Below are 23338 nucleotides of genomic sequence, written 5' to 3'. Positions count from 1 at the left end.
CCGGTATCTTGCTGTGCCCGGAGGATCGCAAAAAGGAAGGCATCATCCCGCTGGGCAGCGTCGCCGAAAACATCAACATCAGTGCCCGGGATGCGCACTCCACCTTTGGCTGGCTGTTGCGCGAAGGCTGGGAGAAAGCTAACGCCGACCGGCAGATCCAGGCGATGCGGGTCAAAACCCCGAACGCGGCGCAGAAGATCCTGTACCTCTCCGGCGGCAACCAGCAGAAAGCCATTCTTGGCCGCTGGCTGTCGATGCCGATGAAGGTCCTGCTGCTGGACGAGCCCACCCGCGGTATCGACATCGGCGCCAAGTCGGAGATTTACCAGATCATCCATAACCTGGCGGCCAGCGGCATTGCGGTGATCGTGGTGTCCAGCGACCTGATGGAGGTGATGGGCATTTCCGACCGCATCCTGGTGCTGTGCGAAGGCGCCATGCGCGGCGAACAACTGCGCGAGCACGCGACTGAATCCAACCTGCTGCAGCTGGCCTTGCCGCGCGGCCTGGCGAACTGAGAGAAGACCATGACCATTCAAAACAACGCGCTGCCTTCGGCACGCAAACCCCTCGATATGCGCGCATTGCTCGACAACTGGGCGATGCTGTTGGCGGCGGTGGGCATCTTCGTGCTGTGCGCGCTGCTGATCGATAACTTCCTCTCGCCACTGAATATGCGCGGGCTGGGCTTGGCGATATCCACGGTGGGCATTGCTGCGTGCACCATGCTGTTCTGCCTGGCGTCGGGGCACTTCGACTTGTCGGTGGGCTCGGTGATCGCTTGTGCCGGTGTGGTGGCGGCGATTGTGATGCGCGATACCGACAGCGTGATGCTGGGCATCGGCGCTGCATTGTTGATGGGCCTGATGGTGGGGCTGATCAACGGCATCGTGATCGCCAAGCTGCGCGTCAATGCCTTGATCACCACCCTGGCGACCATGCAGATCGTGCGCGGCCTGGCGTACATCTTCGCCGACGGCAAAGCGGTGGGTGTGTCTCAGGAACAGTTCTTTGTGTTCGGCAACGGCCAGTTGTTCGGTGTGCCGCTGCCGATCCTGATCACCATCGTGTGCTTTCTGTTTTTTGGTTGGCTGCTCAACTACACCACTTACGGGCGCAACACGATGGCCATTGGCGGCAACCCGGAAGCTGCGTTGTTGGCGGGGGTGAACGTTGATCGAACCAAGATATTGATCTTCGCCGTGCACGGCCTGATCGGCGCCCTGGCTGGAGTGATCCTGGCGTCACGCATGACCTCCGGCCAGCCGATGATCGGCCAGGGTTTCGAGCTGACGGTGATCTCGGCATGCGTGCTGGGCGGAGTATCGCTGAGCGGCGGCATCGGCATGATCCGCCACGTGATCGCCGGGGTATTGATCCTGGCGATCATCGAGAACGCGATGAACCTGAAGAACATCGACACGTTTTACCAGTACGTGATTCGCGGCTCGATCCTGCTTTTGGCCGTCGTTATCGACCGCATGAAACAACGTTGATCCAAGCCATCGGGAGATCAAATGTGGAAGGGCCGGTGCAACGATTCGACTTGCCCCTCCCACATGTTCACCGAGCACGACCCATCCAGACGGGTGGGTGCCAAGGCCGTTACGAAATCAAGCTTGCCCTTGCCTGAACAAATCCACTGCCACGCTTCAAGCGACCAACGGGGGCTTGCGTCACCTCTGTTTAATTGTTAGCTTCTGGCAAAATGTTAACGATAACATTTGCTCTAACAATAAAAACAAAACAGAGACTCACGCCATGAAAATGCTCCCAAAAACCCTGTGTTTACTGGCTGTCGGCATCACCTTCGGTACTCAAGCCTTTGCCGCCACACCGCCCGCGCCCATTCGTATCGGCGCCTCCTTCCAGGAAATCAACAACCCCTATTTCGTCACCATGAAAAACGCTCTGGAAGAAGCCGGCGCGACCATCGGTGCCAAGCTGATCATCACCGACGCCCGCCACGACGTGTCCAAGCAGGTCAGTGATGTTGAAGACATGCTGCAAAAAGGCATCGATATCCTGCTGATCAACCCTACCGATTCGGTCGGCGTGCAGTCCGCCGTCAAGTCGGCCCACGCCGCAGGTGTCGTGGTGGTGGCAGTGGATGCCCAGGCGGACGGCCCGCTGGATTCGTTCGTGGGCTCGAAGAACTTCGGCGCGGGCTTCCAGGCGTGTGAATACCTGGCGAAGACCATTGGTGGCAAAGGCAATATCGCCATCCTCGACGGCATCGCCGTGGTGCCGATTCTCGAACGTGTGCGCGGTTGCAAAGAGGCGGTGGCCAAGCACCCGGACATCAAGATCGTCAGCATCCAGAACGGCAAGCAGGAGCGCGACCAGGCGCTGACCGTGACCGAAAACATGCTGCAGGCCCAGCCGACCCTCAAGGGTATTTTCAGCGTGAATGACAACGGCTCCCTCGGTGCGCTCTCGGCCATCGAAGCCAGCGGCATGGACGTGAAACTGGTGAGCGTCGACGGTGCGCCGGAAGCGATCAAGGCGATCCAGAAACCCGGCAGCCATTTCATCGCCACCTCGGCCCAGTCCCCCGCGACCAGATCCGCCTCGCCCTGGGCATTGCCCTGGCCAAAAAGTGGGGCTCTCAAGTCCCGGCCAGCGTGCCGGTGGACATCACCTTGATCGACCAGGCCAAGGCCAGGGACTTCAGCTGGTAAATCCCCAGGCCCCACGCAAACCGTGGGGCCCAGGTCTTCCTTCTGAGCGCGAGGTCGGCGGTATGAGCAGTCTTCTGAAGCTGGAAAACATCTGTAAGCGTTACCCGGGGGTCCAGGCCCTCAAGTCCATCAACCTGCAAGTGGAGCGTGGCGAAATCCATGCCTTGCTGGGGGAAAATGGCGCGGGCAAATCCACCCTGATGAAGATCCTCGGCGGCGTCGAGCATCAGGACGAAGGGCAGATCCTCATTGACGGCCAGGCGCAGCAGTTCGCTACTTACCGCGATGCCATCGCCGCCGGTATCGGCATCGTGTTCCAGGAGTTCAGCCTGATTCCCTACCTCACGGCGGTGGAAAATATCTTCCTCGGCCATGAGTTGAGCAACCGCTTCGGCCTGTTGCGCAAACGTGAAATGACCGAGGCGGCGCAGGCGTTGTTTCAGCGTTTGGGGGTGAGTATCGACCTGTATTGCGCGGTCAAGCACCTGAGCGTGGCCGAGCAACAGTTCGTCGAGATCGCCAAGGCCCTGGCCCTGGACGCACGCCTGCTGGTACTCGATGAACCCACCGCGACGCTGACGCCCAGCGAAGCCGAGCTGCTGTTCGAGATCATGCGTGAACTCAAGCGCCAGGGCGTGGCGGTGATTTTTATCTCGCATCACCTGGAAGAGATTTTCCAGGTCTGTGACCGCATCAGCGTGCTGCGCGACGGCGGCAATGTGGGCGTCACCGACGTGGCCGACAGCGATATCGACCGCCTGGTGGAGATGATGGTGGGGCGCCGCCTGGAGTGCAGTTTCCCGCCCAAGCCCACTTGCGAGCGCGGCCCGCTGTTGCTGGAGGTCAAAGACATCCAGCTGGTGCGCAATGGCCCACACAACAGCTTCCAACTGCACAAGGGCGAAATCCTGGGCTTTGCCGGGCTGGTGGGGTCGGGCCGTACCGAATTGGCCCTGGGCATGATGGGGGCGCTGCCGTCGGTGAGCAAAGAGGTGTGGCTGCGCGGCGAAAAAATCAGCCTTGACGACCCAGCCCAAGCCTTGGCGCACGGCATCGGCCTGCTGCCGGAAAGTCGCAAGAGCGAAGGGCTGATCACCGATTTCAGCATTCGCGAAAACATCTCCCTGAACAACCTGCCCAAATATCAGAACGCCTCGGGTTTGATCGACAAGGCCAAGGAGTGCGCCAGCGTCGAAGCGCTGATGCGCCAGCTGTCGATCAAGGCGCCCAGCGGCGAAAGTCGCGTGCTTAACCTCAGCGGCGGCAATCAGCAAAAAGTCGTGATCGCGCGCTGGATCAACCACCACTGCGAGGTGCTGGTGTTCGACGAGCCCACCCGCGGCATCGACGTCGGCGCCAAGGCGCAGATCTACGCGCTGATGCGCAGCCTCACCGAACAAGGCTACGCAATCATTATGATTTCCTCCGAATTGCCCGAAGTCATCGGCATGTGCGACCGCGTCGCCGTGTTCCACAAGGGCGCGATCGTCAAGGTCCTGGAAGCGTCCGCCGTCAATCCTCAAGAGGTCATGCGCCATGCAACAGGGGGCTCAAGTGAATACGTCCATTAACACCGCAAACACCGGCCGCTTGCGCCTGAATGTGGCACGGCTGCTGCGCTCGCCGGCGTTCTATCCCTTCGTCGGGCTGGTGGTGGTGACCCTGGTGATGATCCTTGCCAGCGACACCTTCCTCACCGCCAGCAACCTTTCCAATATCGCTCGCCAGGTATCGATCAACGCGATCATCGCGGTGGGCATGACCTGCGTGATTCTTACCGGTGGCATCGATTTGTCGGTGGGGCCGGTGATGGCGTTATCCGGCACGCTCACGGCCGGTTTGATGGTGGCCGGCGTGCCGCCCGGCCTGGCGATTGGCGCCGGGTTGCTGGTAGGCGTGGCGTTCGGCATCGGCAACGGGCTGTTCGTGGCTTACCTGCACATGCCACCGATCATCGTCACGCTGGCGACCATGGGCATCGCCCGTGGGTTCGGGCTGATGTACACCGACGGCTACCCGATTTCCGGGCTGCCGGAGTGGTTCGCCTTTTTCGGGCGCGGCAGCGTGTTCGGTATGCAGGTGCCGATCCTGATCATGTTGCTCACTTACCTGGCCGCCTATGTGTTGCTGCAACACACGCGTATAGGCCGCTACATCTACGCCATCGGCGGCAATGAAGATGCGGTGCGTTTGTCCGGGGTGCGTGCGGCGCGCTTCAAGCTGCTGGTGTACGGCATCAGTGGCCTGACCGCGGCGATAGCCGGACTGGTGCTCACCTCGCGGCTAATGAGCGGCCAGCCCAATGCCGGTGTGTCGTTCGAGCTTGATGCGATTGCCGCCGTGGTACTCGGCGGTGCATCGATCGCCGGCGGGCGCGGGGTGATCGTCGGCACCTTGCTCGGCGCCATGCTGCTGGGCGTGTTGAACAACGGCTTGAACATGCTTGGCGTATCGCCTTACGTACAGAGCGTGATCAAGGGCGGGATCATTTTGCTGGCGATCTTTATCAGCCGTCAGCGCCATCGATAAATACCTCATCACACAGGACCCAACACCATGGACAAGCACACCCACATGCAAGCCGTCGTCTGCCACGGCCCGAAAGACTACCGCCTGGAACGCATCGGCAAACCCCAGGCCCGCGCCAATGAGTTAGTGATTCGCATCGCTGCCTGTGGTATCTGCGCCAGTGATTGCAAGTGCCACTCCGGCGCTGCGATGTTCTGGGGCGGTGACAACCCCTGGGTCAAGGCGCCGGTGGTGCCGGGGCATGAATTTTTCGGCTACGTGGTGGAGGCGGGCGAGGGCGCCGAGGAACACTTCGAGGTCAAGGTCGGTGACAAGGTCATCGCCGAACAGATCGTGCCGTGCGGCAAGTGCCGTTTCTGCAAATCGGGCAAATACTGGATGTGCGAAGTGCACAATATTTTCGGCTTCCAGCGTGAAGTGGCCGAAGGCGGCATGGCCCAGTACATGCGTATTCCCAAGACTGCCATCGTGCACAAGATCCCTGAGGCGGTGTCCCTGGAAGACTCGGCCCTGGTGGAGCCCATGGCCTGCTCGATCCACACCGTGAACCGCGGCGACATCCAGCTCGATGACGTGGTGGTGATTGCCGGTGCGGGCACCCTTGGCCTGTGCATGGTCCAGGTCGCCGCGTTGAAAACCCCGAAAAAGCTGGTGGTGATCGACATGGTCGACGCGCGCCTGGAACTGGCCAAGCAATTCGGCGCCGATGTGGTGATCAATCCCGCCCGTGACAACGCCCGCGAGATCATCAATGGCCTCACCGACAACTATGGTTGCGATGTCTACATCGAGACCACGGGGGTACCGGCCGGCGTCACCCAGGGCCTGGACCTGATCCGCAAGCTTGGGCGGTTTGTGGAGTTCAGCGTGTTTGGCGCCGAGACCAGCGTGGACTGGTCGATCATCGGCGACCGCAAGGAACTCGACGTACGCGGCGCGCACCTGGGGCCGTATTGCTACCCGATTGCCATCGACCTGTTCGAGCGTGGCCTGGTCACGTCCAAAGGCATCGTCACCCACGATTTCCCGCTGGACGACTGGGCCGAAGCGTTCGAACTGGCGAACTCGACCAAGTCGATCAAGGTGCTGTTGAAACCGGTGCTGCCCGCCCATGAGTAACAACATGAACTACGTCATGGGTGTCGACATCGGCACCCAGAGCACCAAGGCGCTGCTGGTGGATGCCCAAGGCACGATCATTGCCCAGCACAGCCAGGGCTATCGCGTGGATACCCCCAAAGTGCGCTGGGCCGAGCAATGGCCGCAGGTGTGGCTGGACGCTGTGCAAGCCTGCGTTGCCCAGTGCATGGCCAAGGCTGGCGTGCCGGCGGGGCAGGTCAAGGCGCTGTGCATCAGCAGCCTGTACGGCGGCTCGGGGATTGCCGTGGATGCGCAGATGACACCGTTGCACCCGTGCCTGATCTGGATGGACCGCCGCGCTGGCGAGCAGGTCGAGTGGGTGCGTGAGCATGTGGATCTGGAGCGGCTGTTCGCGGTCACCGGTAACTCGGTGGACAGCTACTACGGTTTCACCAAAATGCTCTGGCTCAAGCAGCATCAACCGCAAGTGTGGGCGAACACTCGCTACTTGCTGCCGCCCAACAGCTACATCAACTGGTGCCTGACCGGTGAGTTGGCGGTGGACCACAGCAGCGCCGGCAATATCGGCGGTGTCTACGATGTGGCGGCGCGCAACTGGTCAGGCGAGATGCTGGATGCGCTGGGTATCGCGCGGTCGATGATGCCCGAGCGCTTGGTGTATTCCGGTGAGGTGGTGGGTGGTTTGCTCGCAGACTGGGCCACTCGCCTGGGCTTGCAGGCGGGCACGCCCATCCTGGCCGGTGGCGTTGACGCGGCCATGGCGACCCTGGCCGCAGGTGTCACCCAGCCGGGCAACCATGTGGCGATGATCGGCACCAGCATGTGCTGGGGCTACCTCAACCAGCAGGTGGATGCGCACCACGGCCTGGTCAGCATGCCGCATGTCTATAACGGCCACCGCGACCTGTACATCTTCGGCGGTGCGATCACCGCCGGAGCGTCGGTCAGCTGGTTTCGCGAGCAGTTCTGCCAGGCCGAAGAGCAGCAGGCCCAGACAACCGGGCAAGACAGCCTGGTGCTGCTGGAGCAGAGTGCCAGGAAGATCCCGGCGGGCAGTGAAGGCGTGGTGTTCCTGCCGTACCTGATGGGCGAGCGCAGCCCGGTATGGGACGACCGCGCCAGCGGCAGTTTTGTCGGGCTGAACCTGTATCACAGCCGCATTCACCTGTACCGCGCGGTGCTGGAGGGTGTGAGTTTTGCCCTGCGCCACAATATCGAAGCGGGCACCCAGGGCGCGCATTCCCTTGACCCGCGTTTGATCGTGGTGGGTGGGGCCAGCCATTCGGATTTGTGGATGCAGATCATTGCCGATGTCACCCGCTACCCGGTGTACACCATTGTCCAGGAGGTTGAAGCGGCTCTGGGCGCGGCGTTGCTGGCGGCGCATACGGTGGGGTTGGTCAGTGATGAGGCGATGGACACAGGCTGGGTGCAACTGGAGCAACGGGCGCAGCCCAAGCGCGAGAATGTCATGGCCTATGACCGGGCGTTTACCGAGTACCTGAAGCTGTATCCGGCCCTGAAACCGATCATGCACAACCTGCAAGCTACCTGACTCAACACGGTTAAAAATGTGGGAGGGGGCTTGCTCCCGATGGCGGTGTATCAGTCAGCTTATCTGTAGCTGACACACCGCCATCGGGAGCAAGCCCCCTCCCACAGTCAATCTTCATTGTTCTTGAGATTTTGATCTATGAACGCAGTCTTCAACTTCACCCACCAGCGCATCCTAGTCACCGGCGCCAGCAGCGGCATCGGTCGCGAAATCGCGCTCCAACTGATCAACAGCGGCGCCGAAGTCTTTGCCCTTGGCCGCGACGCCCAAGCCTTGGCCGCACTGGGCTGCCACTCCCTGTGTGTGGACATTGCCGACAGCACTGCCCTCGATAAAGCGCTGCAAGACCTGCCACCCCTGCACGGCCTGGTCAACTGCGCCGGCATCTCGCGCCTGGAGCCCGCCGCCGCGATCAGCGCCGAGGCTTTCGACCAGGTAATGAACGTTAACGCCCGTGCCGCCGCCCTGGTGGCCAGCCGTGTCGCGGCCAAGATGATCGCGGCAAACATTACCGGCAGTATCGTCAACGTCTCCAGCCAGGCGTCGTTGGTGGCGCTGGACGATCATCTCGGTTACTGCGCCTCCAAGGCCGCCCTGGATGCGATCACCCGCGTGCAATGCGCCGAATGGGGCCGCTTTGGTATTCGGGTAAACAGCGTCAACCCCACGGTGACGCTTACGCCGATGGCAACCATGGCCTGGTCCGAGCCGGCCAAGCGCGATCCGGCATTGGCGGCAATTCCCCTGGGGCGTTTTGCGCAACCCTCGGAAGTGGCGTTGCCGGTGCTGTTCCTGCTCAGCGATGCCGCCAGCATGATCAGCGGCGTCAGCCTGCCCATCGACGGCGGTTACACCAGCCGCTAGCCGTTTTCCAACTGGCCGGCGATGACCACCTTGTCCCGCGGCTTGTACGGATCTTCCAGGCGATCGAGCAGCAAACGTACCGCGCTGCTGCCAGCCAGTGACGCGTCGTGGGCCACGCAGGCGATCGGCACGCCAAAGATATCGGCGAAGGGCAGGCGGTCGATGCCGCAGATGGTCAGGCTGTCATGGGGGATGTTGTGCATGCGCAGTGCGCGCAGGGCGCCGAGGGTGATCAACTGGTTAAAACCCATGATCGCGTCCGGCGCCGAATGTTCGGCGAGGTAGTCCAGGGTGTGCAGGTAGGATGGCATCAGCGTGTAGTCGCCCGCCTGCACTTCAACGTGCACCTGGGGATGCTCGGCCAGCACTTCGCGCAAGCCTTTGAGGCGCTCCACGGTGATGCGCGAGTGCTCGGGGCCGGTCAGCACCAGCAGGCGCTTGAGGTGCGGCGTCTGGCGCAACAAGTAGTGCGCGGCCTGGATGCCGCTGTGGTAGTTGTCGAGCACCACGCGGCTGAACGGGCTGTCGTGGATCGTGCGATCCAGCAGCACCACAGGGGTCTTGCCGTTACCCAGGCGTTCCAGGTAGTCGGGCTGGTAGTTCGGCTCATCGGAGACCGGCGACAGGATGATCCCCGCCACGCGGTAACCCAGCAGCGTATCGACCGCCTTGCTTTCCAGTTCTTCCAGTTCGTCGGTGTCCACCAGCATGATGGTGTAGCCGTGTTGTTTCGCCTCGCGGGAAATGGCCTTGATCATTTCGCTGTAGAACGGGTTGTCCACCGAGGCGGTGATCACGCCGATGATCAGGCTTTCACTGCGCTTGAGCCCGCGCGCGAAGGCGTTGGGCACGTAGTCGAGTTCGCGTGCCACTTCGAGGATGCGCGCCAGGGTGGCGGGTTTTACCAGGTCAGGTTTGCTCAGCGCCCGGGACACGGTGATGGTGGTCATGCCGACCCGTTTGGCAATGTCGCTGATGGTGACGGACTTTTTCTTGTTCATCGGTAAGGCTGCGAGAGGACACATCAGCAGGCTAGCATGTGTGCAGGCCCAGTGTGATTCAAATCAGCGGGTCCCAGCGTTGCGACCAGTCACCTTCAGCCTTGACCACCTCGCGCAGCAACGCCAGCGCCTGCTGCAACACCGCCGAATCCCGCGCCCGCGAATACACCAGGTAAGTCGGGAAACTGAACTCCGGCGCCTTGGGCACGCGCTGCATCACGCCACTGTCCAGATAGCTTTGCACCACCCGCGTGCGGAAATACCCGGCGCCACCGTTTTCCAGGATGTACTGCAGCGCCAATGGGCCCAGGTTGAAACTCACGGCGGCACGTGCGCGGTCGGGCAGGGCGGCGTCATGCTGCTGGCGGAAACCCTGGCCCCAGTCGATATACACATAGGGCTCGGGTTTGCTCGCCAATTGCACCAGGATCAGTTTTTCTTCCAGCACTTGCTCTACCTGCAAACCTGGCCAGTACTGCGGCTGGAACACCAGCGCGGCATCGAGCACGCCCAACTCCAGTTGACGCAACAGGTACTCGCCCTCGCGAATTTCGGTACGCAGTGCATGTCCGGGAATATGCTCGCGCAGCGCCTTGGCCCAACCGAGCATCAGCGGGTTGCACAGGCTGACCTCACCGCCGATATGCAGCACATTGCGATAGCCATCGGGTAACGGCAGGTCACGGCGCGCCGCTTCCCAGGTTTGCAGCAGCTGGTTGGCGTACACCACAAAGGCCTCGCCATCGGCGGTCAGGCGTGCACCGGCACGGTTGCGGATAAACAGCGTGCTGCCCAACTGGCTCTCCAGGTTCTTGACCCGGGCGGTGATGGCGGTCTGGGTGACGTGCAGTTTCTCCGCCGCTGCGGCGAGGCTGCCGCAGCGGGTGATTTCGAGGAAGGTGCGTGCCAGTTCGATGTCCATGAAGCCCCCCGGAAGATGAATGGAGGGCATTGTAGTGGAATGCGGTAAAAACTGTGGGAGGGGGCATGCCTCCCACATTTTCGATTGAATCTCAGCTCAGGGTTTCAGGTGCTTGCAAATGCTCGGTAGGGAAGGCTTTTGCATAGGCATGACACACCCTCAACACCTGCTCATCGGCAAACCGCGCAGCCACCACATGCAACCCCACCGGCAAACCATTGGCGGCCAACCCGCACGGCACCGACGCAGCCGGTTGCTGGGTGAGGTTGAAGGGGTAGCTGAACGGCGTCCATTCCATCCACTCGTTCATCCCCGAGCCGGGCGGTACGTTGTGCCCGGCTTCGAACGCGGTAATCGGCATCATCGGCGATACCAGCACGTCGTAGTGCTCATGGAACGCCGCCATGCGCGCAACCAGTGCGGCGCGCGCTTCCAGGGCGGCGTTGAAGTCGTCCAGGCTCAGACGCTCGCCCCGTTGCGCAATACGCAGCAGCCCCGGGTCCAGCAGTTGCTTTTGCGCGTCGCTCATGGAGCCAGTCAGGCGTGCAGCGCCGGCGGCCCACAGGGTGCTGAACACCTCAAGCGGGTCGCTGAAACCCGGGTCGATCTGCTCGACATGGGCGCCCAATTGCACCAGGCGCTCCACCGCCTGGGCGACGACCTTGGCGACTTGCGGGTCGACATCCACATAGCCGAATGTCGGGCTATAAGCCACGCGCAAGCCCTTCAGATCCGCCCCTGGGGTGAGCCAGGGCGTGGTCCTTGGCGCCCCGATCAGGCCATCGCGCACATCCATTTGTGCCACGGTCTGTAGCATCAGCACGCTGTCTTCCACCGTGCGGGTCATGGGCCCCAGGTGCGACAGGATGGTCATGGAGCTGGCCGGCCACTGCGGCACATAACCGAAGGTCGGCTTGATCCCGAACGTGCCGGTGAACGCACACGGGATGCGAATCGAACCGCCCGCATCGCTGCCCTGGTGCAACACGCCCAGGTTCAACGCCGCCGCCGCGCCCGCGCCACCCGACGAGCCGCCCGCGGTGGTGCGTGTATCCCACGGGTTGCGGGTGATGCCGTACAGTGGGTTGTCGGTGACGCCTTTCCAGCCGAACTCGGGGGTGGTGGTCTTGCCCAACAACACCGCGCCGGCCTTGCGCATGAAGTGCGAGAAGGGCGCGTCCACATTCCAAGGCCCCTCGGCGGATGAGGTGCGCGAGCCCTTGCGGGTGGGCATGCCGAGGGTCAGCGTTAGGTCTTTTATCGACGCTGGTACGCCATCCAGGGCGCCGCAAGGGGCACCTTTTAACCAACGTTGCTCCGAGGCCCGCGCCGCGTTCAATGCACCCTCAGGATCGACATGGCAGTAGGCGTTCACCACCGGGTTGTAGCGTTCGATGCGCAGTAGCGCATCTTCGGTGACCTCTACCGGTGACAAGCTCTTGTCGCGATAATGCTTGAGCAGTTGCACCGCCGTCAGTTGGCCGATCTCACTCATGCTTGAACTCCCTGCGCCGCATTGACCATGGCCCGCAGCAACACCGCGCAGCCAGCCGCCAGATCATCCGGCGCGGCGTTTTCGATTTCGTTATGGCTGATGCCGCCTTCGCACGGCACGAAGATCATCCCGGCGGGGCCCAGTTCGGCGACGAAGATCGCGTCATGCCCGGCGCCGCTGACGATGTCCATATGGCTCAAGCCCAAGGCTCTCGCGCCATCGCGCACGGCATTGACGCAGTCCGGGTGGAAGTCCAGCGGCGGGAAGTCGGCGGTGGGCGTCAGTTCAAAGGTCAAGCCGTGCCGGGCCGCCGTGGTTTCGATCACGCCGTGTACTTCATCGACCATGGCTTGCAGTTTGTCCCCATGCAGGTGACGCAAGTCGAGGGTCATCTGCACCTGGCCGGGAATCACATTGCGCGAACCCGGGTGCAGGTTCAGGCAACCAACGGTGCCGCAGGCATGGGGCTGTTGTTGATGGGCGATACGGTTGACCGCGCTGACCACCTCGGCGGCGCCGACCAGGGCGTCCTTGCGCAGGTGCATCGGTGTGGGGCCGGCGTGGGCTTCGACGCCGGTGAGGGTCAGGTCGAACCATTTCTGGCCCAGGCAGCCCATGACCACGCCGATAGTGGTGGCCTGGTCTTCCAGTACCGGGCCTTGCTCTATATGGGCTTCGAAGTAGGCGCCGACCGGATGGCCCAGAACCGCACGGGAACCGGCATAGCCAATGCGCTGTAATTCGGCACCTACCGACAGGCCCTGGTCGTCGCGTTTGTCGAGGGTGTCCTGCAAGTCGAACTTCCCGGCAAACACCCCGGAACCCATCATGCATGGCGGGAAGCGCGAGCCTTCTTCGTTGGTCCACACCACCACTTCAATCGGCGCCTGGGTCTGGATCTGCAAGTCATTCAAGGTACGGATCACTTCCAGCCCGGCCATCACCCCGTAGCAGCCGTCGAACTTGCCGCCGGTGGGTTGGGTGTCGATGTGGCTGCCGGTCATCACCGGGGGCAGGGCGGGGTTGCGTCCGGCACGACGCGCAAAGATATTGCCGATGGCGTCGACAGTGACGCTGCACCCAGCCGCTTCGCACCACTGCACAAACAGGTCGCGGGCCTGGCGGTCCAGATCGGTGAGGGCCAGGCGACACACGCCACCCTTGGCCGTGGCGCCGAGTCGGGCCAGGTCCATCAGCGATTGCCACAGGCGGTCACGGTTGATCAGCGGGGCGTTGCTCTGGAGCGGTTGCGCAACACTATTCATCAGAGATCTCCAGTCAGGCACTCAAGGCCAGATAACGGTTCTTGATCGACGGGTCGGCACGGAAGTCAGCGGCGCTGCCTTCGTACACCACGCGGCCCTGTTCGAGTACGTAATGGCGGTCGGCGAGTTTGTCGCAGACCATCAGGTTCTGCTCCACCAGCAGCACCGGCAGGCCGTCGTCCTTGACCTTGCGCAGGATCTTCACCAGCTCGTCGACAATCACCGGGGCCAAGCCCTCGGTGGGTTCGTCAAGGATCAGCAGCTTGGGGTCGTTGAGCAGGGCGCGGGCGATGGCAAGCATTTGCTGTTCGCCGCCGGATAGCGCATGGCCGGCGTTTTTGCGCCGTTCCTTGAGGCGCGGGAACATGGCGTATACGTCGTCCAGTTGCCATCGGCTGCTTTTGCGCACGGCGATGCGCAGGTTTTCCTCGACGCTGAGCAGGCGGAAAATCCCGCGGTTCTCCGGCACCAGCGCTAAGCCCTGGCGTGCAATTTCAAAGATTTTCTGCCCCACCAGCGCCTGGCCATTGAAGTGAATCTGGCCCTGACGCGGGCAAATGATGCCGAGGATGCTGCGCAGGGTGGTGGTCTTGCCGGCGCCATTGCGACCCAGCAGGGTCACCAGTTCGCCAGGGTTGACGGTCAATGACACGCCCTCCAGCACATGGCTCTTGTCGTAGTAGGAATGGATATTCTCGACGATTAGCATCAGGCAGCCTCCCCAAGGTATGCAGTACGCACCCGTTCATCGGCACGAACGAAATCCGGCGTGCCTTCCACCAGGATCTGCCCATGGCTCATCACCGTGATGCGTTGGCTGATGGACATGACAATGCTCATGTTGTGTTCGATCAACAGCACCGTGTGGTCGCGGCCCAGATCGCTGATCAATTGGGTCATGATCGGGATATCGTCGATGCCCATGCCCGAGGTCGGTTCGTCGAGCATCAACAGTTTGGGTTTGGAGCAGATCGACATGCCCACCTCCAGCACCCTTTGCTGGCCGTGGGACAACTCGCCGGCCAGGGTGTCGGCGCGGGCAGTGAGTTGCAGGCGCTCAAGGACCTGGTCGGCCATCTCCAGGTGTTCGCGCTTGCTGTCCACTCGGCGCCAGAAGTTCAAGGCACGGGCGCCATCGCGGCCCTGGGCGGCCAGGCGCAGGTTTTCGCGCACGCTGAGGTTCTGGAACAGGCTGGTGAGCTGGAACGAACGCGCCATGCCCAGGCCGACGCGGGCATGGGCGGGTTTGCGCATCAGGTTGTTGCCGTCGAAATGGATCGCTCCGGCAGTGGCCTGGCGCTCGCCTGTCAGGCAATGAAACAGACTGGTCTTGCCAGCGCCATTGGGGCCGATAATGGTGTGGATAGTGCCGGCCTCGACCTTGAGGTTGACGCCATTGACCGCACGGAACGCGCCATAGGCCAGTTCCAGGTGTTGGGTTTCCAGCAGGATGCTCATAGCCCTTGCTCCTTGGCGACGACCGCGCTTTTGCGCGTACCGCGCACCGTCTCGAACAGCGACGCCAGGCCGCCCCACAAACCGCCGCGCATGAAGATCACCACCAGGATCAGGATCCCCCCCAGCAGCATCAGCCAGCGCGGCCACAGGTCGGAGAGGAAATCCCCCAGCAGCACAATGGAACCGGCGCCCAGCAATGAGCCGAACAACGAGCCAGTGCCGCCGACGATGGTCATGATCAGAATGTTCTCGGACATCGCCAGGTCAATATTGGACAGTGGCACAAAGTGCAGCAGCATGGCGTACAGCGCCCCGGCAATCCCGGTGACTGCCCCGGACAGCACGAACACCAGGATCTTGAAGTGCCGCGTGTCGTAGCCAATGGCCGAGGCCCGGGTTTCGTTTTCGCGGATCGCCATCAGCGTGCTGCCGAACGGCGAAGCGATCACCCGGCGAGCGCCGATAAAGATCAGCAGGAACAGCACCGCGACAAATCCATAGAAGGCACGGGCATCGGCCAAGGACAACAGCACGGTTTCACCCACACGGATTTCCGGGCGCGGCACGCTGAGCAGGCCGTTGTCGCCGCCGGTCCAGTCGCTCAGGGTGTAGGCGACGAAATAGGCCATCTGGCTGAACGCCAGCGTGAGCATCACGAAGTAAATGCCGGTGCGCCGAATCGCCAGGGCGCCCACCAGCAATGCCAGGAAACCGCCGGCGATGGCGGCACCCAGCAGTGCGGTGAACAACCCCAGTTGCAGGTGGATCATCAGCAACGCCGCGCAGTAGGCGCCGGCCCCGAAGAAGATGCCTTGGCCGAATGACAGCAAGCCGGTGTAGCCCAGCAACAGGTTGCAAGCCAGGGCGGCCATGGCAAAGATCAGGATCTCGGTGGCCAGGGTTGCCGAGGGCAGTATCAACGGCAGGCCGATCAGCACCGCCAATACCCACAGCAGCATCGCTTTGGATTGGGTTTTGGCAAACGGCAGGGGGTTTTTCTCGCTCATTTCAGGCTCTCCCGAACAGGCCGTAGGGGCGGACCAGAATCACCACGGCCATCGCGCCGTAGATCATCAGGCTCGCACCCTGGGGCCAGAGTGTGGTCATCAGGCTTTGCACTACGCCTACCAGCAAACCGCCGACCAGCGCACCGCTGAACGAGCCCATGCCGCCAATCACCACCACCACGAACGCCACCCCGAGAATCTCCGGGCCGACAAAGGGCTGGGCACCACGCAACGGCGCGAACAACACCCCGGCGACACCGGCCAGGGCCACGCCGAGGGCGAAGGTCATGGAGAACAGGCGGAAAATATTGGTGCCCAGCAATGACACGGTTTCAGTGCTCTCACTGCCGGCGCGCACCAGGGCGCCGAAGCGCGTGCGTTCCAGCAGCAGCCACAGACCCAGGCCGATCAGCCCGGAAAACACGATGAGAAACAGGCGGTAGTAGGGATAGACAAAATCCCCCACCACCAGCACGCCGCGCAGCAACTCCGGTACGGCGACACTTTTGCCCACCGGGCCCCAGATCATCACGCTGGCTTCCTGGATAATCAGCGCGATCCCCAGGGTTACCAGAATCTGGAACATGTGCGGCAAGTGGTAGATCCGCTGGATCAGCACACGCTCGATCACCCAGGCCAGCGCAGCCACCACCAGCGGCGCGACGAGCAGCGCCAGCCAGAAGCTGCCGGTGAGGCTCACGGCGGTGTAGCAGATGTAGGCGCCCAGCAGGAAAAACGCGCCGTGGGCGAAGTTGACGAAGTTGAGCAGGCCGAAAATGATCGTCAGCCCGACCGCGATCAGGAAGTAGATCATCCCCAGCCCAAGGCCGTTGAGAATCTGGAACAGGTACAAATTGAGCATGCAGGAACCCTCTGCAGGCGGCCGCTTGCGCGGCCCTGCGCGACAAAAAGTAAGCAGTCAGCCGAGCGTGCAGCCCGTCGCCTCGACCGGTGGGAACGATTGGCCGGCGCTGAGCACCTTGGCCAGGTCGTCCTTGTCGGCCATGTCGCCGCTGTCCTTGCCGACCAGCAAGTAGTAATCCTTGATCACCTGATGGTCGCCGGCGCGGATCGACTCCTTGCCGGTCGGGCCTTCATAGCTCAAGCCTTGCATGGCCTTGGCCACGGTTGCGCCGTCGAAGCTGCCAGTGGCGATGACGGTGTCGAGCATGACCTTGGTGCTGATGTAGTCGGCGGCCAGCGGGTAGGTGGGGTTGATGCCGTATTTGGCCTGGGTCAGCTTGACCAGTTCGCGGTTGAGTGGCGTATCGACCTGATGCCAGTACTGCGCGCCGAGGTACACACCTTCGAGCACATCGCTGCCCAGTTCCTGGAATTGATCAAGGCCGGCCGACCATACCAGCAGCACCTTCATGCGTTCCTTGATGCCGAAGTTCACCGCCTGGCGCAGGGTGTTGGACGACTGGCTGCCGAAGTTGAGCAGTACCAGCACGTCGGGCCGGGTGGAAATGGCGTTGGTCAGGTAGCCGGAGAATTCCTGCTCCTGCAGCGAGTGGTAGCTGTTGCCGACATGCTCCAGGCCGTGTTCCTTGAGCACGTTCTTTGCGCCTTCGAGCAAGGCTTCGCCGAACACGTATTGCGGCGTGATGGTGTACCAGCGTTTGGCGTCCGGCAGCAGTTTGATCAGCGGCACCATGGTTTCGCGGATCGCGCCGTAGGTGGGCACTGACCAGCGGAAGGTCGCCTTGTTGCAATCCTTGCCGGTGACTTCATCAGCACCCACCGGGGTCATGAACACGCCGCCGACTTTATCGACTTCCTTGGCCACCGCCAGGGCGGAAGACGACAGTGTGCAGCCCTGGAAGAACCGTGCGCCGTCCTGCGCGATTGCCTCCTGCACCTTGCGCACCGCTTTGCCGGCGTTGCCTTCGGTGTCTATAACCTTGTAGGTGAGCGGGCGGCCGAGGATCTCGGCATGCTGTTGCACGGCCAGGCGCGAACCCATGTCGGCAAATTTGCCATAGCTGGCAAACGCGCCAGACATGGACTTGAGGCCGTAAAAGGTAAAAGGCTCGGCGGCGAAGGCCGAACGCACGCTCAGCGGCAAGCTGAGGGCGGCGGCTGCGGTGAGGCTGGCTTTCAATAACGTACGACGCTGCATGGGGTGACTCCCTGGTTTAGTTATTGGCAGGAGCGGCAAGGGCGATACGGTGGTGCAAGGGCCTGTGGGCAGGCTTGTTATTGGGTAACTCGGTTCAACAGATGGACACGGTCAAATGTGGGAGCTGGCTTGCCTGCGATGCGGGCGCCTCGGTGTTACAGGGGGACCGAGCCGATACCATCGCAGGCAAGCCAGCTCCCACATTGATTGGGTTTTGTTCCTAACGGTGATCAAACTCCAGAAGGAAGTGCGGGCTGACCTGGCCTTCCAGCGCAGTCATATGGTGTTCGGCATCGCACATATGCTCATGCATCAAACTGCGCACGGCGCTTTCATCCCCGGCACGAAAGGCGATCAGCAGTTGTTTGTGATAGTCGAGGTTGGCCGCGTCGAACTGCTTGCGCTTGGGCTTGTAGGCTTTCTTCAGTACCACCAGGTCGCGCAGCAGGTCGTTGAGAAACTGCGCCATAAAACTCAGCAGCGGGTTGGGGCACGCCCGGGCCAGCAGGTTGTGGAACTCCAGTTCCGCCAGGCGCTGTTCGCGCTGGCCGGCTTCGCTGTCTTCGGGGGCGCTGCAAAAATCCACATTGGCTTGCAGGGCCTGATAGTCGTCTTCGCTCAAGCGCCCGAGCACCGATAGCGCCAGTTCCACTTCGATGACCTTGCGCAACTGATACACCTGCTCGCCATCCAGATGCTGGAAGTGCAGGTAGTTGCGCAAGGCGCGGCTGGCAGGTTCAGTGCCGGCCTGGTTCAGATAAGCCCCGCCACTGGGGCCGGTGCGCGTATTGACCAACCCTTCGACTTCCAATGCCTTGAGCGCTTCGCGTGCCGAGCCCTTGGAGCACTGGAAGCTTTCCATCAGCTCGCGTTCGGTGGGCAAGCGGTCGCCGGGCTTCAAGGCATCGGTGACGATGGAGCGCTTGACCGACTCGACAATCACATCGGACAGCTTCTGGCGTTTGCGGCGTAGCGGGCGAGTCAGCATGGGTTCGATTTATCGTATTAATGCGGATAAATAGCACTTAATAACGATTGCATCGGAGCGTCAACGCAGCGTGTCGTTTTCGATGGCAACAGGTCGCAAATGCGCCGGTTACTCCCAGGCACCAAGGTCAAGGCAGCGCGCGGAGGCTGGCGGCTGTTTGCCATAGGCGAGGAAATCCCCCAGCCAGCGGGTGACACAGCCGTCGGCGCCCGACTGCTTGGACTCCTTGAGCAATAACTGCTCGACGCCCACAGCGATAGGATCGCCCGGCGCCGCATTAATCAGCACCATGCGTGCGATGCGCTCGGGAAACAGCGTGCCGTAGCGGCTGCCAAGACGGGTCGCGGCGGCGCTGCCCAGGTAGTGCAGGCGCGCTTCGCCGAGCTGCCCGCGCACATATTCCATGTCCAGCGCCGCCTGCTCGACCGCGTTTGACTGGCGCAGGTCGCGGGTGCTCAGTTCGATCACGTCATAACGGTCCACCAGCGTGCGATAAGCGCGGGTGGCGAGCGACTCCCAGTGGCTGGCCAGGTGCTGCACGAAAGGCGCGTTGGCGGGTTGGGGCGGTTCGCCGGCCTGGATGAATACCACGCCCTCGCGGTTGAGCGGTTGCCTTGCGCCCACACGCGTCACGCTCAGGCGTATACGACCGCGCCCGGGAGCAGCGTGGTCCCGTGGCACACTGACCAGGCCGCATTGGGTGCGCCCGACCACCTCAGGGTCCAGGCGCGCAGTGGTAGTGAGGGGGCAATCCAACAGCCAGTCGATTGCAGTGGGCACGATCAAGGGCTCAGCGCGCACTGCGTTTGCTATAAGCCAGCAGCTTATGCAGACCAGGCTTTTTACAAGAACGCTGGGTGTCATCACGAGGTCCCGGGCAGCCGTATGTAACAGCTTTTTTACCAAGGACCTGGGGGTGGAGAATGTAAGGCTAAGAAACAGTTTGTGTAAGAAATACCGATTTTGCTTATCAGCTATCGGTCTTCCATCCACCCCCTAATGCCTTGTACAGCGCGATACTGGCTTGCAGCCGCGACAGGCGCAGTTGCACGTTCAGGTCCTGGGCGGCATAGAGGGTGCGTTGGGTTTCCAGCACCGTAAGCAGGTCTTCGGCGCCGGCCTCGTAGCGGCTTTGCGCAATCTCAAAGGCCGTTTGCGCCTGCTGCAGTTCTTCGGTTTGCCATTGGCGTTGCTGGTCCAGGCGAGTCAGGCTGCTGAGGGCTTTTTCCACATCGGCAAAGCCGTTGATGATCGCCCCGCGGTAGGTCTGCAGCAGTTCATCCTGGCGCGCACGGGCTTTATCGCGCTCGGCACTCAGCCGACCGTTGTTGAAGATCGGTGCGATCAGGCCCGAGGTCAGGGTGTAGAACGGGCTGCGCAGAACATCTTCAGCCTTGTACGCACCCGAGCCGAGGGTTGCGCCCAATGTCACCGTGGGCAGCATGGCCGCACGGGCCACTGTGACGTCGGCATTGGCCGCCGCCAGCTGTGCCTCGGCCTGGGCGATGTCAGGGCGGCGACGCAACAACTGGCTAGGCACACCGGGGCCGATATTCGGCCAGGTCAGTGCCTGGAACGGCTCGCTGCCCAGCGCCAGGGCCTGTACGGGCTGGCCGAGCAAGGCGGCGAGGGTGATGCGCGATTCTTCGGCCGATTGCTGGATCAGCGGCAGTTGCCGTTGCTGGCCGGCCACCAGGCTCTTCTGTTGTGCCAACTCCAGGCCCGTGGCGGAACCGGCATCGTAGCGGGTTTGCACCAGGTCCAGCACATTGCGCGCATTGGCCAGGTTCAGCTCGGCAATCTGCAGGCGCTGGTGCGCGGCCAGGGTTTGCGCATAGCGGTCGGCGACATTGCTGAGCAAGGTCAACTCCACGTTGGCCTGATCGAACTCACTGGCGTGCAGGCTATGCACAGCGCTGTCTCGCGCAGCGGCGCGGCCACCCCAGAAGTCGATTTCGTAGCTGGCCGTGAGGTTGGCGTCATAGTTATTGACCGTCTTGTTGCTCTCGGTGGCGTCCAGATCCGAGTTGCCGCTGCCGCGCAACAGTCTTTGACGGCTGGCGCTGAGGTTGAACTTCACCTCGGGCAGTAACGGTGCGCCGGCAATCACCGCTGTCGCCTGGGCCTGCCGCACCCGCGCCATGGCCGCAGCCACATCAAAGCTGTCACGGCGGGCCTGATCGATCAGGCGGTTAAGCACAGGGCTGCCAAACTGCGTCCACCAACGCTGGTTGGTGGCCTGGTCGGCGTCGCGCTCGGCATATTGCCAGACGGCGGGCGCGGCAATGCCGCTGTCGAGGGCAGGCGAAGTGCCGGCACAGGCATTGAGCAACAGGCACAGGCTGAGTGTCGACAGGTGCGGTGCGATGGATCGTTTATTCACTGGTCAATGCCTTAACCGGATCGAGCCGGGCAGCTTTACGGGCCGGCATAAAGCCGAATACGACGCCGGTGACCAGCGCACAGCCAAACGCGCCGAACACCGCCACCAGGGAAAACTGCACCGCCACTTCGGCCAGCACCAGCACGCCGCCCACCAGCAATGCCAGGGCGATTCCGAACAGACCGCCGACCACCGAGAGCATCACCGCCTCGGTGAGGAATTGGCGCAGGATGTCGCTCTGGCGCGCCCCGGTGGCCATGCGGATGCCGATTTCGCGGGTGCGTTCGCGCACGGTCATCAACATGATATTCATCACGCCGATACCGCCCACCAGCAGGGAAATCGCGGCAATCGAGCCGAGCATCAGCGACAGGGTGTTCTGGGTCCGCGCTTCGGCCTGGATCATCGCGGCGTCGTTCGTCAGGTGGAAGTCGCGTTTGCCGCCGTGCAGCGTTTGCATAAGCTGACTGATGGCTTGCTCGGCCTCTTGCACCTTGCGCGCATCGGCGGCGGCAATGGCAACGTATTCGGGGTTATAGGTGCCGAACAGGCGCACGCTGGCGGCGGTATAGGGAATGGCGACACGGTCATCGCTGTCTTGCATGCCGGAGCTGGAGCCTTTTTCCGCCAACACGCCAATCACCTGGAAGGGCACGTTTTCGATCAGGATGTATTGGCCGATGGGGTCTAGCTGGCCTTTGAACAGCTTTTCGCGCACGCGATGACCGATCACCGCCACCGTGGCCCCGGCGCGCTCGTCGGCTTCGGTAAAGTAGCTACCTTCGGCCACAGGCCAGTTGAAGATGTCCGGGAAGTTGGTGTCGTTACCGCCCACATAGGCCATGTAGTCGACGTTGCCGAAGCGCACACCGGCGTAGGTGCCGTTCACCGGCATGATGCGCTTGACCTGGGGCAATGTAGCCAATGCGGCCACATCATTGAGGGTCACGATACCTGGCGGTGTGCGCGGGTTAGGCGAAAAACCGCTCAGGTAGATGATGTTGGAGCCGAAGGCCGCCATCTGCGCCATGACCTGGCGCTTGCTGCCTTCGCCCACTGCCAGCATCACCACCACCGACGCCACGCCGATGATGATCCCCAGCAGCGTCAGCGCGGTGCGGAAGCGGTTGATCCACATCACCCGCCACGCCGCCTGCACCGCGTCCAGCAGCTCGGCTTTCCAGGCACCATTGTGTTCGGCGCCGTCGGCCAGGCGCTGGCGCAGGTCCACGGCTTGCAATGCGTCGCTGCCGGCCGTGACGGGCACGTGGGGGGGGCTCAACGCCGAATCGCTGATGATCAGGCCGTCGCTGATCTCGATGATGCGGTTGGCGTGCGCCGCGACTTCGCGGTCGTGGGTAATCAGGATAACCACGTGGCCCTGGCTCGCCAATTCATCCAGCAGCACCATCACCTCGGCACCGCTGTGGCTGTCGAGGGCACCGGTGGGTTCGTCGGCAAGGATGATATGCCCGCCGTTCATCAACGCACGGGCAATCGAGACGCGCTGTTGCTGGCCACCGGAGAGCTGGTGCGGGCGGTTGTTGGTGCGGTCGGCCAGGCCCAGGCGGGTCAGCAGGGCCTTGGCGCGGGCATGGCGTTCGGCAGCGCTGATGCCGGCATAGATCGCCGGCATCTCGACGTTTTCCTGGGCCGATCCGGACGGGATCAGGTGGTAGCCCTGGAACACGAAACCAAAGGCTTCGCGGCGCAGCCAGGCCAGTGCGTCGCTGTCCAGGTGCGCGACGTTTTCCCCGGCGAACAGGTAGTCGCCCACGGTGGGGCGGTCGAGGCAACCGAGGATGTTCATCAGTGTGGATTTGCCGGAGCCCGAGGCGCCGACGATGGCAACGAACTCTCCTGCATGGATCGACAGGTCGATCCCGCGCAATACGTCGACCTGCGGGCTGTCGCCGCCGCCGTAGGATTTGCGGATGTTTTTGAGTTCGATCAGTGGCGTGGTCACG

20 protein-coding genes and 1 pseudogene are annotated in these 23338 nt (G+C 62.4%); 8 read left to right on the top strand and 13 right to left on the bottom strand.

Annotation, left to right across the window (positions count from 1 at the left end):
• From E3O56_RS13220 to E3O56_RS13185, 8 genes and pseudogenes are all read left to right on the top strand, one after another.
• A partial coding sequence (locus tag E3O56_RS13220) for an ATP-binding cassette domain-containing protein (RefSeq protein WP_248128399.1) occupies window positions 1-518 on the top strand: 518 nt, incomplete at its 5' end.
• Between the two features lie 9 nt (window positions 519-527).
• Window positions 528-1496: an L-arabinose ABC transporter permease AraH gene (gene araH, locus E3O56_RS13215; protein ID WP_248128398.1), complete on the top strand. Its 969-nt coding sequence runs from the start codon at window positions 528-530 to the stop codon at window positions 1494-1496.
• 265 nt (window positions 1497-1761) lie between these two features.
• A pseudogene (locus tag E3O56_RS13210) lies at window positions 1762-2681 on the top strand (substrate-binding domain-containing protein).
• A 62-nt stretch (window positions 2682-2743) separates the two neighbouring features.
• Complete coding sequence (locus E3O56_RS13205; protein ID WP_032876453.1) at window positions 2744-4252, top strand: sugar ABC transporter ATP-binding protein; 1509 nt, start codon at window positions 2744-2746, stop codon at window positions 4250-4252.
• Window positions 4218-5210, top strand: a complete 993-nt coding sequence (locus E3O56_RS13200; RefSeq protein WP_248128397.1) for a ribose ABC transporter permease — start codon at window positions 4218-4220, stop codon at window positions 5208-5210. Before E3O56_RS13205 ends, E3O56_RS13200 begins: the two co-directional genes overlap by 35 nt.
• Before the next feature lie 27 nt (window positions 5211-5237).
• Complete coding sequence (locus E3O56_RS13195) at window positions 5238-6329, top strand: alcohol dehydrogenase catalytic domain-containing protein (RefSeq protein ID WP_032876446.1); 1092 nt, start codon at window positions 5238-5240, stop codon at window positions 6327-6329.
• Window positions 6330-6333: 4 nt separating this feature from the next.
• The gene (locus tag E3O56_RS13190; RefSeq protein WP_248128396.1) at window positions 6334-7866 is read left to right on the top strand and encodes an FGGY-family carbohydrate kinase; all 1533 of its coding nucleotides are present in this window, start codon (window positions 6334-6336) and stop codon (window positions 7864-7866) included.
• 138 nt (window positions 7867-8004) lie between these two features.
• Complete coding sequence (locus tag E3O56_RS13185; protein ID WP_248128395.1) at window positions 8005-8730, top strand: SDR family oxidoreductase; 726 nt, start codon at window positions 8005-8007, stop codon at window positions 8728-8730.
• Here E3O56_RS13185 and E3O56_RS13180 read toward each other — a convergent pair.
• The 13 genes from E3O56_RS13180 to E3O56_RS13120 all read right to left on the bottom strand — a co-directional run bounded on the left by E3O56_RS13180 (window position 8727) and on the right by E3O56_RS13120 (window position 23337).
• A complete protein-coding gene (locus E3O56_RS13180) occupies window positions 8727-9731 on the bottom strand; it encodes a LacI family DNA-binding transcriptional regulator (protein WP_078821059.1) in 1005 nt (334 codons plus the stop codon). The two genes, E3O56_RS13185 and E3O56_RS13180, sit on opposite strands and share 4 nt — an antisense overlap.
• 58 nt (window positions 9732-9789) lie before the next feature.
• Window positions 9790-10653, bottom strand: a complete 864-nt coding sequence (locus E3O56_RS13175) for a LysR family transcriptional regulator (RefSeq protein ID WP_005787511.1) — start codon at window positions 10651-10653, stop codon at window positions 9790-9792.
• A 91-nt stretch (window positions 10654-10744) separates the two neighbouring features.
• The gene (locus E3O56_RS13170; protein ID WP_248090423.1) at window positions 10745-12148 is read right to left on the bottom strand and encodes an amidase; all 1404 of its coding nucleotides are present in this window, start codon (window positions 12146-12148) and stop codon (window positions 10745-10747) included.
• A complete protein-coding gene (locus E3O56_RS13165; RefSeq protein ID WP_248128394.1) occupies window positions 12145-13413 on the bottom strand; it encodes a Zn-dependent hydrolase in 1269 nt (422 codons plus the stop codon). The genes E3O56_RS13170 and E3O56_RS13165 overlap by 4 nt, the downstream gene beginning before the upstream one ends.
• Before the next feature lie 13 nt (window positions 13414-13426).
• Window positions 13427-14122, bottom strand: coding sequence for an ABC transporter ATP-binding protein (locus E3O56_RS13160; protein ID WP_005787517.1), 696 nt, complete (start codon window positions 14120-14122; stop codon window positions 13427-13429).
• Window positions 14122-14871, bottom strand: a complete 750-nt coding sequence (locus E3O56_RS13155; protein WP_078821062.1) for an ABC transporter ATP-binding protein — start codon at window positions 14869-14871, stop codon at window positions 14122-14124. Before E3O56_RS13155 ends, E3O56_RS13160 begins: the two co-directional genes overlap by 1 nt.
• Entirely contained in the window at window positions 14868-15878 is a 1011-nt protein-coding gene (locus E3O56_RS13150; RefSeq protein WP_248128393.1) for a branched-chain amino acid ABC transporter permease, read from the bottom strand. The genes E3O56_RS13155 and E3O56_RS13150 overlap by 4 nt, the downstream gene beginning before the upstream one ends.
• A gap of 1 nt (window position 15879) precedes the next feature.
• Window positions 15880-16740, bottom strand: a complete 861-nt coding sequence (locus E3O56_RS13145; RefSeq protein WP_216091195.1) for a branched-chain amino acid ABC transporter permease — start codon at window positions 16738-16740, stop codon at window positions 15880-15882.
• 57 nt (window positions 16741-16797) lie between these two features.
• On the bottom strand, window positions 16798-18000 hold the full coding sequence (locus E3O56_RS13140; protein ID WP_248128392.1) for an ABC transporter substrate-binding protein: 1203 nt from the start codon (window positions 17998-18000) through the stop codon (window positions 16798-16800).
• Between the two features lie 220 nt (window positions 18001-18220).
• The gene (locus tag E3O56_RS13135; protein WP_005787529.1) at window positions 18221-18988 is read right to left on the bottom strand and encodes an FCD domain-containing protein; all 768 of its coding nucleotides are present in this window, start codon (window positions 18986-18988) and stop codon (window positions 18221-18223) included.
• Window positions 18989-19096: 108 nt separating this feature from the next.
• The gene (locus E3O56_RS13130; RefSeq protein WP_248128391.1) at window positions 19097-19852 is read right to left on the bottom strand and encodes an alpha/beta hydrolase; all 756 of its coding nucleotides are present in this window, start codon (window positions 19850-19852) and stop codon (window positions 19097-19099) included.
• Between the two features lie 106 nt (window positions 19853-19958).
• Window positions 19959-21371: an efflux transporter outer membrane subunit gene (locus E3O56_RS13125; RefSeq protein WP_248128390.1), complete on the bottom strand. Its 1413-nt coding sequence runs from the start codon at window positions 21369-21371 to the stop codon at window positions 19959-19961.
• Window positions 21364-23337, bottom strand: coding sequence for a MacB family efflux pump subunit (locus E3O56_RS13120; protein ID WP_248128389.1), 1974 nt, complete (start codon window positions 23335-23337; stop codon window positions 21364-21366). The genes E3O56_RS13125 and E3O56_RS13120 overlap by 8 nt, the downstream gene beginning before the upstream one ends.
• Between the last annotated feature and the right edge of the window lies 1 nt (window position 23338).

Origin of the sequence: Pseudomonas sp. W2Aug9 (assembly GCF_023127755.1) — a bacterium.
In the GTDB taxonomy this organism is placed as follows: Bacteria; Pseudomonadota; Gammaproteobacteria; order Pseudomonadales; family Pseudomonadaceae; genus Aquipseudomonas; species Aquipseudomonas synxantha_A.
This window is presented reverse-complemented; position numbering and strand designations above follow the sequence as displayed.

Bases quoted from the DNA above. Each gene is read 5' to 3' on its own strand.
- araH (WP_248128398.1), top strand. From the start codon at position 528: ATGACCATTCAAAACAACGCGCTGCCTTCGGCACGCAAACCCCTCGAT.
- E3O56_RS13205 (WP_032876453.1), top strand. From the start codon at position 2,744: ATGAGCAGTCTTCTGAAGCTGGAAAACATCTGTAAGCGTTACCCGGGG.
- E3O56_RS13200 (WP_248128397.1), top strand. From the start codon at position 4,218: ATGCAACAGGGGGCTCAAGTGAATACGTCCATTAACACCGCAAACACC.
- E3O56_RS13195 (WP_032876446.1), top strand. From the start codon at position 5,238: ATGGACAAGCACACCCACATGCAAGCCGTCGTCTGCCACGGCCCGAAA.
- E3O56_RS13190 (WP_248128396.1), top strand. From the start codon at position 6,334: ATGAACTACGTCATGGGTGTCGACATCGGCACCCAGAGCACCAAGGCG.
- E3O56_RS13185 (WP_248128395.1), top strand. From the start codon at position 8,005: ATGAACGCAGTCTTCAACTTCACCCACCAGCGCATCCTAGTCACCGGC.
- E3O56_RS13180 (WP_078821059.1), bottom strand. From the start codon at position 9,731: ATGAACAAGAAAAAGTCCGTCACCATCAGCGACATTGCCAAACGGGTC.
- E3O56_RS13175 (WP_005787511.1), bottom strand. From the start codon at position 10,653: ATGGACATCGAACTGGCACGCACCTTCCTCGAAATCACCCGCTGCGGC.
- E3O56_RS13170 (WP_248090423.1), bottom strand. From the start codon at position 12,148: ATGAGTGAGATCGGCCAACTGACGGCGGTGCAACTGCTCAAGCATTAT.
- E3O56_RS13165 (WP_248128394.1), bottom strand. From the start codon at position 13,413: ATGAATAGTGTTGCGCAACCGCTCCAGAGCAACGCCCCGCTGATCAAC.
- E3O56_RS13160 (WP_005787517.1), bottom strand. From the start codon at position 14,122: ATGCTAATCGTCGAGAATATCCATTCCTACTACGACAAGAGCCATGTG.
- E3O56_RS13155 (WP_078821062.1), bottom strand. From the start codon at position 14,871: ATGAGCATCCTGCTGGAAACCCAACACCTGGAACTGGCCTATGGCGCG.
- E3O56_RS13150 (WP_248128393.1), bottom strand. From the start codon at position 15,878: ATGAGCGAGAAAAACCCCCTGCCGTTTGCCAAAACCCAATCCAAAGCG.
- E3O56_RS13145 (WP_216091195.1), bottom strand. From the start codon at position 16,740: ATGCTCAATTTGTACCTGTTCCAGATTCTCAACGGCCTTGGGCTGGGG.
- E3O56_RS13140 (WP_248128392.1), bottom strand. From the start codon at position 18,000: ATGCAGCGTCGTACGTTATTGAAAGCCAGCCTCACCGCAGCCGCCGCC.
- E3O56_RS13135 (WP_005787529.1), bottom strand. From the start codon at position 18,988: ATGCTGACTCGCCCGCTACGCCGCAAACGCCAGAAGCTGTCCGATGTG.
- E3O56_RS13130 (WP_248128391.1), bottom strand. From the start codon at position 19,852: ATGACACCCAGCGTTCTTGTAAAAAGCCTGGTCTGCATAAGCTGCTGG.